We start from the raw sequence: 13,090 nt of genomic DNA, 5'->3' as shown, positions 1-13,090 counted from the left end.
GATGCTTGGGCATGAAGCACTTGATTCAAAACCTGCTCCAGCAACTGGGACATCCCCTTATCCCCAGAAAATAACCCTTTCAGAATCTCGTCATCCACGGTAATGTTGTACTGTGCCATTCTCGTATTCCTCCCAGTAGATTTGTGCTCGATACACTCATTCTACCAAAGAGGGACGAGATGGCACTTTTCATATTATGTCACCCAGTGCGTCCACTGAATTTACACCAATTATACGGACTCAACTTAGTTGTAGTCCCCATCACAGATAAATTTAAGTAGTAAATCGTACGCGCTTCATAATTTTCGTGTATTATCTTGATAATACTGCTTTCTTGGATAGTGAAACTTTGGAGAATTCATTGATTCATTGTCTATGCTCGCTGCACACTTCACCGGCGGTTTTGGGGAGTTGAGGGCAGTTTGTCCAATTTTTCCATTTTCAAAAATGATAATCTAATGAAACTATTATCTGCGACTTTAATTAGTCAACTTGGAACACAAATTTCTTTTATTGCTCTGCCTTTAATTGCGGTCACAATACTACACTCTTCAGCATTTCAGGTCAGTGTCCTGAACGCACTGGATTTTCTCCCCTTTGCATTGTTTTCGCTACTTATCGGCGCATGGGTTGATAAATGTAATCGCCGACCCATTGTCATTGTAAGTGATGTTCTTCGCGCAATGATTCTATTGTCTGTACCTGTTGCTATTCATTTTGACATGCGTTCCATCTGGCTTCTCTATATCGTGGTATTTGCTGTGGGCAGTTTCTCAGTGTCTTTCGATGTGGCATCTGAGACGTTGTTACCAACCATCATACAAAAAGACGAATTACATAGCGGAAATGCCGCATTAGAGCTCAGTCAATCCGCCGCAAAGATAGTCGGCCCAAGCATTGCTGGTGGTCTCATTTTGATTCTTTCTGCGCCCTTTGCAGTAATTTTTGATTGCATAAGTTACATGTGTTCCGCCGCTATTTTATTGTCGCTTCGGGTGAAGGAAATGAGAAAAGGATGGCCTGAAAATGTCAATACATCCAAACCTAGCATGGTATCCGAGGTCAGAGAAGGTATGTACTTTGTACTACATCATGAGTTCTTAAAACACTTTGCAATATTTTCGGGATTATCCAATCTTGGTTGGTCGCTCATTGAAGGCATTTTGATGGTATATGCTGTACGAACATTACATTTTGGACCTGGATTGATCGGCATCATTTTTACAATCTCAAACATTGGACTAATTGCTGCAGCTTCACTATCAATTATCGTTCTGAAGTTGTTGCCACTGGGCACTACGGTGATTGTTTCTTCCATGTTGCAAGGGGTAGGCATTGTATTCGTTTCGATAGCGTCGTGGTATGCTCCACTCCTATTCATGACCTTGGGACTTCTTTTACGATCGTATGGCGTCGTGTCCTACGGAATAAACGCTGTACGTATTCGACAGAACATTACACCTGACGCAATGAGAGGAAGAGTATCGGCAACGATGAGGTTCATCAGTTGGAGTACAATTCCAATAGGATCGATGGTGGGGGGATTACTTGCTACGGGAATCGGTGTGCCTCAAGCAATGGATATTGGTGCTATTTTGTCTGTGTTCGCTGTCATTTGGATCGCTGTATCCCCCATACGTTCAATCCATATGATGTGATCACTACACGTTAATTACATCTATGTACCACGTCGGCGTAGTATTTCGACGTGATTGTATCTCAGAAGGCATTCACTCCTTCAGAGTGCAAACGAAGAAGGAAAAACAGTGGCTGGATATGTGGTTGTTACTTTTTCAGAGGTTGCCTTAAGATAGAGTGTCCTGACAACTGACCTGGATGAACCCAACGCGGCAATCTTCGGGTTGTTCGTCGAGATAGTCACTCGCGTTCCCGATGGAACTGGGTTTCCCGCCGCATCTTTTACCACGACTTCGACCTGGGTAGGTCTCCCATGAACATAGAGCAGGCCTAAAGTGGGTGCATAAAGTTCTGTCCCTAAAATTCCAATCGTCTTCGGCACTTCCGTCGCGCTATTCATTGAAATCGCAGAGTCAAACTCCGCGTTTCTCCGCGTTGAGGATCTGAGATCGCAACGTCTGATCCCGGTGGTGCCTGAAAGGTAAAAACAGCAATGCCCGATGCGTCAGTGTTCACGGTCTGGTTCACTTGCGATGTCGACGACAGTTGTAATGGCACATCAGGTATCGGTTATCCTTGAAGATCCAAATTGCGCACCGTGACTCTCCATGTGTTCGATTGCGCATTCTCCAATACGGCGGACGCTTGCAACGAAGTGCTAGATGGAACGGCTGTCATTTTTGAATTTTCGACAGGCCAACCACTTGGTGACGAATACACATCCTTCTTTGGCGGGATCATAAGCACCGTTCCAAGAGGCAACTCACGGAGGCTTGCAATCCCGTTTAAAAGTGCCAGCGTTTCCACCGAAACGCTGTATTGATGGGCGATTTTCCACAGTGTGTCACCCGCTTGTACGGTTGCAAACGTATGGATTTCAGAATGCTGTGTAGCCGCTGTGCGCGCTGGGAGCAACAGCGTCATGTTCGGTGTAAGCAGCGCGCTTTTATGTCCGTTCAACTGCTCAATGCTGTGAATGGAGATCCCCTTCATTCGGCTGATTTCGAAAAGGGAATCACCCCGATGAACCCCCCACCCTATATCCTCAAACTTCACAAAGATACAGCACACCCACACAACTCGTCACTCCTTAGTATTTGTCACAAATTCCAATTCTTCGCTTTTAAACTCCTTCTTTGTGCCAATCTCACCAAAGTCAATTTTTATCAAAATCCACAGCTCGTCCACCGTCAAACTTCATTCACCATTCTCGAACACCTGAACATATGGTAATTCGCATTCATCGATCAGAGACTTGATCGCGTATCGCAGTAACTCAGAATTCGCACGCTCACGGGGGGATCCATTTGCAACCACGCGCCTTCATGCGCCTCGCAGGCGCGTCACTCATCGTCGTCGGCACAGGATGGCTCGCGCAGATTCCGCTTTGGTTCGCGAATGCGCGCGCGGCAGGACAAAGCCAACTCCGCCAAGAAGAACAGGCATTGGCGCGTCAAGCGCGCAATCCTTCTCTTGCGCCAAGTTCCATGGTCTACGTTCCGCGTGCATCAGCGACCACGCTACAGTTCATGCAACTCTCAGATATCGTCGCGCCAAACGAACCAACGCCAGCACCAGGAAGTGGCATCGGGCTCATTCGGATTCCCACGCTGTCGCTGACAGCACCGATTGTGCAGGGAACGGCGGATGTTGATTTGCAGCGCGCCGTTGGCCACCTGCCAAACAGCGCCCTCCCCGGTCAAATCGGACGTGGCGTCCTGGCCGCCCACAACGCGACATGGTTTCGCCACATCAATCACCTGCGCGTAGGTGACGTACTCATCGTCAATACGATGTACGGTCAATTTATCTATCGCGTCACTGGCCATCAAATCGTACGCACGGGCACAGCGCTTGCCAACTCCGCCTCACCCGAGATTGTGCTTGAAACCTGCTATCCACTGGGCGCTCTTTATTTGACCCCTTATCGCTATCTGGTGAAGGCACAACTCGTCTCAGGAAAACTCTTTCACCAATCCCCGCCAATCGTGCGTGGGACACCGGGGAACATCCCTTGGCGGCCCGCTGTTCCCCTCGCGCTGTGGCGTACAGGACTGACTCTTGCGACAAACTCAATTCCGATGGGAAACCTCAGGTATTCCGGAAGTCCGGCCCTTGTATGGTCGGAAAGCAATTCACCGCTTGACGCCGCCAATGCGCTGGAGGAACTGTTCGCCGGATGGCTCCACGCATCCGCCTTGAAACAACAACCATGGTTGAGCGCGATGGGCACAAAAGCGCTAGGTCTCAACCCCTTTTGGGGTATACCCGTCAGTCGCGTCAGTTACGCGCGCAGTTTTCAAGTTCGTCTCACAGCAAGCGGCATTCGCCTGGATCAGGCAACGGCAAACGTCACTGCGCGCATCAATGGACAACTCTATAACATAAGCATGCTTGCACTTCCCGCTTCAGGCAGTCGACTGAAACTCCAGACCATCGACATTCACTACGGAGGATGATACGGATGAAGATGTACATGAAGCGATGCTTGGTAGGCGTAACACTCACCGCGCTGATGTTGATGCCAGCAACTGGCGTGGCATTCGCCAAAGGATCCGACAACGGTGGACATCACGATGGGAAACAACAAAACCAAGAGGACAGAAATAAAATAGGAGATAAAGACAAGGGAAAAGGAGACGACCGTCGATCACTGCAATTTGATTGGTTCACAAAACCAAGCGGAAGCATCCTTGCAGACGCACAGGATCGCGCGGAAGGCGAGACGCTGAGCTCTGTTGCGCAAGGGTGTGACGCCTCGCTGACCGTGCCCACTGGCGCTTGGCACGCGCGCGGAGATATCGCGCTGACCGCCGTGGATCAAGCGCACTTACCTGTTTCCCTCCCGCAGGGATATGCTGTCATCGGCTCTTGCGGTATCCGACTGGCAGGAGCAGCGGCCGTAAAACCACTCACCCTCCATCTGCAAAACCTGCACGCGGGCGCGGGAGCCGTCGTTTACGCCATCGTTGGCCAACGCCTCGTTCGCCTTCCTGTCACGATTGAGAACGATCAGTGCGACATCACGTTGGCGCCCGGCGTCACCTCCCTTGATGTGATCGTACTGCAGCCGCGAATCGCCCCGCCTCCCACGCAACACGCACATTCCACACAAAACGCGCAAGTGCAATGGCGGAGTGTAACCCAAGTCGAGGGAGAAGAGAGTGTAACTGTTGAACTTTCCACTGCGATCTCGGGCGAAGTAACGATCACATCCCATGCATTGCCCGCACTGCGCGGATTCGTTCCAGCGGGCGAAGCGCTCGGCGGAAATTTCACTGTCAATCTGCCACCTGCGGCCGTCAACCACGCGCTGCTGCACCTGACGGAGCATGGTCTACCAAGTGGAAGCGCTGTGTATCAAGTTACACCAAGTGGTTTACGTTTTGTGGCTCCTGTATCCGCGCGCGGTGAAACTGTCCTTCCGCACACGCAAGAGAGCAAGCAGATGTCCTATGTGATTCTCAAACCGAAAACACACACGGTAACCGCCGCCACCACACCCGTAACCGGACTCCCCGTTCTTCCCGAGGCAGGCGCTGGGATTCTCATGATCGGCACTGGAACTGGATTGTTTCTCGCCGGGCGGAAGAAGCGCAAAACGAATTGATTGAGCGCGTAGCACTTTGAATATCCCATTTCATACGAAGCGGTTTGGGAGATCGTCTCCCAAACCGCTTCACCGAGTCGCCTGTGATTTTTCACTTACATGATGAGCGCTACCCTTTACTCTGAAATTTTCCATGCGACCGCCCTGTCCTGCTTGGCGTTTTTCGCGATATACACCTGTTGATCCGCAATTCGCATCACATCGTGCGGCAATTTGTGCCCACGCATAAACTGTGCCACGCCCATACTCGCGTGCACAAAGAGAGGCTCCGAAACACCCTCCACATCGATTGGCTTCTGAATCAACTGGTCGAGCGCCTCAAGTCGCTCAAGAAGATCCGAACGCTGCTCCAAGCCGACGAGAATCATGACAAATTCGTCGCCGCCAAGCCGCGAAACGAGATCATTTTTACCGAGCCCACTCGCCAATCGCTTGGCAATTTCTTTCAAAACAAGATCTCCCGTTTCATGGCCATAGCAATCATTGACAGGCTTAAAGTCATCCAGGTCGACGTAGATGACTGCACCTGATTCATTTCCATCATTCATTTTTTCTAAGAATCGATCGAGCGCGCGGCGATTCGAGATTCCCGTCAACGGATCAAGCCACGCCCATTGGTTGAGCGTTTCTCGATTCTCCGTCAGTTGTAGAGCGCTTTTTAGACTCTCCATCAATTGTTCAAGCAGGTTCATAAGCATCGGTGTCATTCGCGCACGCCTAGCAAATACAAATTTGACGAAAGACTGAGGCGCCATGTCATTTGCAAAGAGGATCGGCCACGACATAATGTCATAGCGTCTGTTTCGCTTTTCAAGACCATCCTGCGATTCGCAGGTCAGTGTATTGAGACACGCGGATTGCGCAAGGACCCGTTCTAGTCCTTCATCCTTTGCGGACCATGCGACAATTTTCATGTCGCCAAGTTCGTTCGGAATAACGACATAAGACGCAAGGCAATCCGTCTTTTGCACCATGATTTCTACAAATCGCGAATAGATCGTATCGCTGTTCGAAAGCGCAAGAAACGCATGCTGCGCCTCTAATCCCGCCTCTTGGTACTGTTGAAGTCGCTCCATCTCACGCTTTGATTCTACTCGCTCAATGGCGAGCGCCGCGGATTGAACCATGTCTTCAATCAGCGTATCAATCTCCGGCGTGAACGTGTCTCTCGCCTGTGCCGTGATCGTAATCACCCCAAACACCGAATGATCGTGAGGTGAAATCATCGGCCACCCCGCCACAACGCCCATTTCACTGAGAGGTGGCAACCGCCACAGTGATGGAAGGGATTCATCGCGGGAGGGGTTTGCAATCACAATTTTTTGACCGGAAATCCATACCTGTGTTGGCAGTGGTAACCCATCACGATGGAGTTGCGCCTTTGTATGCGGTTCGGGCAATTGGTGAAAATGCAGCGCCAACGGACCCGCAACGTGAATCCTTTGGAGCGACTCATCCCCCATCTCCGACGTAAAGGCATCGACACAACTGACTTTCGTGTGCGTCGCGATTACGTCCACCATCGTTTGGATGATCGCTTGAGAATCATTCATATCCAAAAGCGACCGTTGAAATGTGCGCAGCGCATCGCGATAAGACTGGATCATTTGCAATCGATCATTCGTCTCAATCCGATCGAAAAATGCCGCAATTTCCTTTGTAATTGCCTCCATAAGGTGTTCCACACCTGCAATAAACGGATGTTCGGCAGAGCGATACAAGGACAGTAAGATTTTGCGACCAGATCCTGTGCGCGCCGAAGATACGAGCGTGCTGTCGAGGCCAAATCGCTCTAAGTTGTCCCTCCAAAATCGCAAAGAAGGGTCACTCGCATTGGCAACAACGGTGCCGAGTGTGCGCAGCGACTGCCCGGCGGGTCCTTGCCCTTCTTCAAGGTTTTCATCATCCGAAATCTGCAAGGTTTCCACATAGTGCTGGGACCTGCCCCGCGCAGCGAGAAAGCGCACTCGGTCCCCCTGGCGATCGAGCATCCCAACATAAATCAAATTGACTTGAAGCACCTGGATAAGATGGTCACACAGTTCCCCCAGCCGATCCATCACACTCACGCCAAGGTTCGGTTGACCGAGGATCTGTTGTGTCAAGGAGAGCGCCCGGTAAAGCGCCACGACTTCTGCGAGTTCCCACTCCGTGTGGTGGCGCAGAAGCAACATCGTTCGATCGACACTCACATCTCTTTGAATCGATAAATAATAAATGACCTGTTTATCGTGATCGCGGATGGGACTAATCGATAGATAGTTCCAAAACGAGCGGCCATCTTTTCGATAGTTTAGAATCTCTCCCTCATAAGCCTGTCCACTGCGCAGCGTCGCTGCAATTTGTTTACGCGTTTCACTGCTCGTTTCGGCACCTTGAAGCATCTCCGGCTTGCGGTGGACGAGTTCCATAAATGAATAACCGGTCATCTTGGTGAATGCCGGATTGACATAGAGAATCATTTCCTTCAAATCTGTGATCATGATCGCGTCTGAAATTTGATTTAACAGTGAAAACAGGGATTCATTCAATCTCTCGCTCACACATAACCTCTCCAAGTCCATCCTTTTATTCATCACTATAAATGTTGTCAACCTATACACCTTGGACTGTATGTCTCTATATTGTTCTAAAATCTCGAGGGGTACGTGCATCCATAACAAAGTATAAGTCAGGGGTCGCTTCTATAAAAGGTAAGGAACCGCGAATCATCTCAACTCGATCATCCATGCCTTGCCGTCTCTGCTGCGTCACTGTTCTGCTCGCACCGATCTCGCCGACCGCCATCTCTATCTCATTCTCACGTCATCAACAGAAAATTGTGCATGATTTTCCTAAGTATAGTCCAAATGTGAAATCATTGCATCCACACGCCACAATCACCCTATCATCCATGGATCAAAAATTCGCCCAACCAAGCTTCGAACCGCCAAAAGATTACACATGCATTACAAGAATTTCATAAAGGAACTGGCATGCGCCTGTCGAATCAAACATACAGTGACACGGGTCGTTCCATCTATCCATTGCAACAAATCCTGTACGGTTCAACACGAGAGGAGTCGTATTGTGCGCTTGAAAAAATCACTTTTGGGATTGGCTTCTGCCTTTCTCACCGTTTCCATGATCAGCCCTGCCGCGTTTGCAGCAAGCAGGCATGCCTCTGCGTCGACACAGACGCTCGTCGCCTTGGGTGACTCCATCCCTTTCGGCTATAATCTTGTTCCCGGGAATACCGCGCCAGCACCGCAGGCCTATCCATATTTGATCGGAAAAGCGGAAGGCATGCAGGTCAGCGACCTTGCAGTGCCAGGTTCCACGTCAACTGATTTGCTCACACTTTTGACTAATGCAAGCGTTCAGCAAGCGATCAAAAACGCTAGCGTCGTCACGATTGACACTGGAAACAACGATCTCCTTCAACTCGCTGAAAAAGACGGTTTGTTGACGTCTGCAACTCCAAAACTTACCGCAGCCGAAGGAGCCCAGTTTGAAGCAGCGATCCTTCAGTTCGGCAAGAACTTGCCCGCGATCCTCACGACCATTCACAAACTCAATCCAAATGCGCGAATCGTGCTCTACAACCTTTACAATCCGTTCTCGCCGCAACTGCAAACACTCTACGGACTCGCGAATACGCTTCTCTCCCAAGAAAACGCGATAATTCTAGGCGATGCGCTGCAGTTTAACGTGCCTGTCGCAAACGCGTTTGGCGCGTTTGCCGGAAATGAAGCGACCTATATCCGACCCAATGATGTACACCCAACCGTACTCGGCCAACAGGTGCTCGCATCACTCGGTGAACAGGCACTTGCGCCTGCGAGCAAAGATTATCAGGGTAAAGGCGCATTTATCTTTGAACTTCTCGCCATCATGGGCATTCAGCCAGATCGCGCGGGCACATCGCCATTCGTCGATGTGCCAACCCATTCTTTTCTATGGGGGTACGTGAACAAGGCCATTTCGATGGGCCTCATGGCGCCGGATACCGCCACGCATTTTGGTGTGAATGACCCTGTCACGGAAGCGCAAGCGGCCGTAATCGCCGCCAAACTTGTCAACGCGACGCTCCCAAAACTGCAAACGCCGCAAGTCTCTGCCATGGAGTGGGCACTTGAGAATCACCTCTTTAGTGCACTTTCGCCGTCGCGCACGATGAACCTTGGCGACGAGATCGGTTTTGCATTGCACCTCAAACTGCTCGGAATTCAACCCGCCGCAACCGCGATTCAGATTCCTGCAAGCTGGCAGATCAGCCAGCCTGCGGCGCAAGCGTTCTTGCAAGCAACACTTGCATCTGAAAAGCCAAACTACGAACAATCGACCGGCACAATGGCGATGAAATTCAACTGGGATTTGACGGCCGCAGGACAAAAAGACGCCCAACTGAAGCAGGTTCAGAGCCTGTTTGCAAGCCCTATTAAGATGGGGCTGAAAATGAATTTACAGACCGTGATGGGGCAAATCAAAGCGCTTATCGAGATCGATCCGATTTCTATGCCTGCGTTTGCGAGCGCGGGTGGCGCGAGTACGCTTACTACGCCGATTCACGAGTTTATCAACGGTAACAAACTGTATATCAACTCCGGCAAAGGCTATCAGCCAATTCCCGGTTCGACGAACCTACAGAGCGTCATGAATAATTTCTCACTCGGTGGAAGTTCGCTCGCGCAACTGAGTCTCCAGTCTTACACAAACGTCCAGGCTGCGCAGACCGCCTCCGGTTACACCTACACCATGGAGATTGACCAGACAAAAATGACTTCCTTTATCGACAACATGATGTCGCAATTCGGAGGCATGGGACTCCCCAATACCACAAACGCCGCGCAGATGAAGACGATGATGCAGGCCATCTTCAAAACGATGCAAGCAAAAGTGCAATTCTCGGTCGTTGGCCAAGGGCCAAACGCACGCTTTTCTTCGGTCAATGAGATCATGTCCATTGTGATCCCAGCCAACCTGATCGCGTCACAACCCGGCGCCAACGCGAGTGCGAATGCAAAAGTCATAAAGGAACTAAAAGACATCTCCCTGAATATGAACCTCTCATCTGACTACGCGTACAAAGCCATTCCCGTTCCCACTCCGGCCGGTTTGACGCAAACCCTGTAATCCAACTTTTTAAACCACATTTGCATTGTTTTAAAACATTGAAAAGGCGCACCCAGATCAAGGCTCTGGGCGCGCCTCTTCGCTTGGGTAAGATATCTTTACAAATCGACGACTTCGAATTACAATCCATTTATTAACCATATAGTTAATTATGGAGGCAGCGCTTATGAATCAGGAGGATCGATTGCCGAGCGACGATCACGTCTTTCCTGTCGCTTGGTATGCAGTTGGATTTCAAAATGAACTAAAGCGAAAACCGTTAAAAAAACGCTTGGTCGGCCGCGATCTCGTCCTTTATCGCGACGCGCGCGGAGACGCGCAGTGCGTCACCGCATATTGCGCACACCGCGGTGCGGATCTCTCGCTCGGACACTGTACAGCCAAAGGGATTGTTTGCGCCTATCACGGATGGGCGTTTAACGAACAAGGCGACTGCGTCGATATACCTGCACACCCAAACCGACCCATTCCTGACTTTGCAAAAGTGACTGCGTATCCGGTCATCGAGCGCGGTGGCATGATCTGGGTTTATCCGCAGTCAAAACGAGAGGCGCGACCTGCGCCGTTGCCACTTTTCGAGGAACTCGAAAGCTCTCGTTTCACACTCGCCCCCTATGAACAAACGTGGTCTGCCCACCTGACGCGCGTCGTCGAGAGTGTACTTGATGTCGCTCACCTCGCGTTTGTGCATAAAAAAACGATTGGCCGTAGCTTAAAACCCGAAATCGCAGATCTACACGTCGAAGTTCCTGAGCGCGACGTCATGACCATCGTCAACGGAGGCGGCACGCTAGAGTATCGCTTTCCTCAGCAGTGGCTATTGCGCCCAACGCAAGAGGGCAAAAGCACATTCATCAACTACGTCACGTTCACGCCAATCGACAAGAATCGCACCGCCATCTACGGATACGCCGGACGCACGTTCGCCCGCAATATCCCAATGGTGAACACCGTCTTCTCGCGCTATAGCCGAAAGATCCTGCGCGAGGATCAGGCAGTCGTGGAAAGCCAGCATCCACGACCAATTCCCGAGGCGTTGCGCATGGAGGCGCACGTCCCGGCAGACACTCCCCAAGTGCGCTTTCGCAATCGCTGGTATGCGTTTCTCACGTCGGATGAACCGAAGATCATACTCGATGGCGCGCGTGAAACAACGGATAATCGAGCGGCGCATACGTTTTCTTAACTTTTCCTTAACGAGCCGTTCACCTATGCGCGTCTCCTCTATCCTTATAATGACAGCGTAAGATCTCGCGATAAGGTAGAGGAGGATACGATGAACATTCATAAAAGATGGGTCGGTCTGGGTGCAACGATTGTGCTTACACTTGCGTCGCTCACGCCGTCCATGGCCCAATCCACACATCATGCGCCGGAACAAAACGCCCAACCATTTCAACACGTCTATGTCATCATGATGGAGAATCAAGGTACCGCACAGATCGTCAACAATCCACAATTGCCTTATATCAATCAACTCATCCAATCGTACGGCTACGAGAACAATTACTACGGTGTCACGCACGAGAGCCTGGTCAATTACATCGCGTCGATCACAGGAAACAACTGGGGTTCAAACAGCGACGATCCGACGCAAGTCTTCAACCACACATCTGTTGCGGATCAACTGATCGCACACCGCGACACCTGGAAAGGATACATGCAGAGCATGCCCTATCCAGGCTATGCCGGCTATTGGTATCCTGACAATCTACCAGTGACCGCGAGCGCGAGTCAGACGCCTCCCAATGCGCTCTACGCGGCGAAACATAACCCTTTCTTTTTTATCCCGAGTATCCGCAATACGAAGCAAAACCTGAATCTCGTACCCTTTCACCAACTGGCGACAGATCTCGCGACAAACCATGTTCCGAATTTCGCTTGGATCAGTCCAAACGTTATCAATGACATGCACGGTCAACCGCCGGGACCTGGCGCGACTGCACCGTATAGTGATCCGAGCGCGCTCTATGCGGCAGGCGACGCATTCGTAAAAAGCACGGTCAATAAAATCATGGATTCAAAGAGCTTTAAAACCTCAAAGTCTGTGATTTACATCGTTTGGGACGAGAGTGAGTACCCATCCGGCACGCCGACAGCGCAAGAGACCAGCGTGTTTACAGCGCCAGGCCCTGACTCCCCGATCCTCCCTGCGGGTCAAGTAGACGGCTTCATCAACTGGAGCGGCGGTGCATACGGCGGCGGACAGGTCCCACTCATCATTATCGACAGCGCCTACCCACACCACTTCGTGATCCACACCTGGGCGGATCACTACAATCTGCTCCGCACAATCGAGAAGAATTTCAACCTCGGGTATTTAGGTAACGCGAGCGATCAGGCGCAAGTCAAGTCACTTACCCTTCCGAACGGCTCGTCCAACTAAGCGACGGACCCACAGCGAAACCCCGCCCCATTCACCGTGACATTTCAGCCCAGGCCCGTGCGATCCAAGACAATTTCTGGAGCGCGCGGGCCTTTCTCTGTGCTTCCGTTGTCTCATCCAAGCGCGTCTGCAGATCAAATCCAATCATCATCCACGTGTTCTCAAAGAAAGCAGCCGCATACGCTCGCGCAAAGGCTTGATGATCCATCTCCCAGCCCGCCCGCACATACCCGGTAACCATCCGCTCGCGCAGCGCGACGTGCAGCGTTTCATCTTCGAGCTCTGTCTCTTCTACACCTCTGACGCTGCCGACGAATCAAGGAGTGTAACACTCCATGGTC

The 13,090-nt window shown here is 51.0% G+C and carries 9 protein-coding genes; 6 read left to right on the top strand and 3 right to left on the bottom strand.

Features of this window, described 5'->3' with window-relative positions:
* Positions 1–422: 422 nt before the first annotated feature.
* Entirely contained in the window at positions 423–1,658 is a 1,236-nt protein-coding gene (locus AYW79_RS13655) for an MFS transporter (RefSeq protein ID WP_067567014.1), read from the top strand.
* Between the two features lie 550 nt (positions 1,659–2,208).
* Here AYW79_RS13655 and AYW79_RS13645 read toward each other — a convergent pair.
* Positions 2,209–2,694: a LysM peptidoglycan-binding domain-containing protein gene (locus AYW79_RS13645; protein WP_156481918.1), complete on the bottom strand. Its 486-nt coding sequence runs from the start codon at positions 2,692–2,694 to the stop codon at positions 2,209–2,211.
* A 251-nt stretch (positions 2,695–2,945) separates the two neighbouring features.
* On the opposite strand from AYW79_RS13645, the gene AYW79_RS13640 reads away from it, so the two are divergent.
* Positions 2,946–4,097 (top strand): class D sortase, encoded by a 1,152-nt coding sequence (locus tag AYW79_RS13640; protein WP_067567008.1) that lies wholly within the window; start codon positions 2,946–2,948, stop codon positions 4,095–4,097.
* 5 nt (positions 4,098–4,102) lie between these two features.
* Positions 4,103–5,248 carry a hypothetical protein gene (locus tag AYW79_RS13635; RefSeq protein WP_067567006.1) on the top strand — a complete coding sequence of 382 codons (1,146 nt, stop codon included), beginning with the start codon at positions 4,103–4,105 and terminating at the stop codon, positions 5,246–5,248.
* Positions 5,249–5,364: 116 nt separating this feature from the next.
* Here the strand turns inward: AYW79_RS13635 and AYW79_RS13630 are convergent, their stop codons facing one another.
* Positions 5,365–7,791 carry a sensor domain-containing diguanylate cyclase gene (locus tag AYW79_RS13630; protein ID WP_067567004.1) on the bottom strand — a complete coding sequence of 809 codons (2,427 nt, stop codon included), beginning with the start codon at positions 7,789–7,791 and terminating at the stop codon, positions 5,365–5,367.
* Positions 7,792–8,317: 526 nt separating this feature from the next.
* Here AYW79_RS13630 and AYW79_RS13625 point away from each other — a divergent pair.
* The 3 genes from AYW79_RS13625 (at position 8,318) to AYW79_RS13615 (ending at position 12,749) form a co-directional block, all read left to right on the top strand.
* On the top strand, positions 8,318–10,363 hold the full coding sequence (locus tag AYW79_RS13625) for a GDSL-type esterase/lipase family protein (protein ID WP_067567002.1): 2,046 nt from the start codon (positions 8,318–8,320) through the stop codon (positions 10,361–10,363).
* A gap of 166 nt (positions 10,364–10,529) precedes the next feature.
* Positions 10,530–11,549 (top strand): aromatic ring-hydroxylating oxygenase subunit alpha, encoded by a 1,020-nt coding sequence (locus tag AYW79_RS13620; protein ID WP_079289599.1) that lies wholly within the window; start codon positions 10,530–10,532, stop codon positions 11,547–11,549.
* 90 nt (positions 11,550–11,639) lie between these two features.
* A complete protein-coding gene (locus AYW79_RS13615) occupies positions 11,640–12,749 on the top strand; it encodes an alkaline phosphatase family protein (protein WP_067566998.1) in 1,110 nt (369 codons plus the stop codon).
* A 31-nt stretch (positions 12,750–12,780) separates the two neighbouring features.
* Here the strand turns inward: AYW79_RS13615 and AYW79_RS13610 are convergent, their stop codons facing one another.
* Positions 12,781–12,957 carry a hypothetical protein gene (locus AYW79_RS13610; RefSeq protein WP_156481920.1) on the bottom strand — a complete coding sequence of 59 codons (177 nt, stop codon included), beginning with the start codon at positions 12,955–12,957 and terminating at the stop codon, positions 12,781–12,783.
* Positions 12,958–13,090: the final 133 nt, after the last annotated feature.

Origin of the sequence: Ferroacidibacillus organovorans, from assembly GCF_001642725.1 — a bacterium.
In the GTDB taxonomy this organism is placed as follows: Bacteria; Bacillota; Bacilli; order Alicyclobacillales; family SLC66; genus Ferroacidibacillus; species Ferroacidibacillus organovorans.
This window is presented reverse-complemented; position numbering and strand designations above follow the sequence as displayed.

Excerpts from the sequence above, each read along its gene's own strand:
- AYW79_RS13635 (WP_067567006.1), top strand. The coding sequence starts at position 4,103 with ATGAAGATGTACATGAAGCGATGCTTGGTAGGCGTAACACTCACCGCG.
- AYW79_RS13615 (WP_067566998.1), top strand. The coding sequence starts at position 11,640 with ATGAACATTCATAAAAGATGGGTCGGTCTGGGTGCAACGATTGTGCTT.
- AYW79_RS13610 (WP_156481920.1), bottom strand. The coding sequence starts at position 12,957 with ATGGATCATCAAGCCTTTGCGCGAGCGTATGCGGCTGCTTTCTTTGAG.
- AYW79_RS13620 (WP_079289599.1), top strand. The coding sequence starts at position 10,530 with ATGAATCAGGAGGATCGATTGCCGAGCGACGATCACGTCTTTCCTGTC.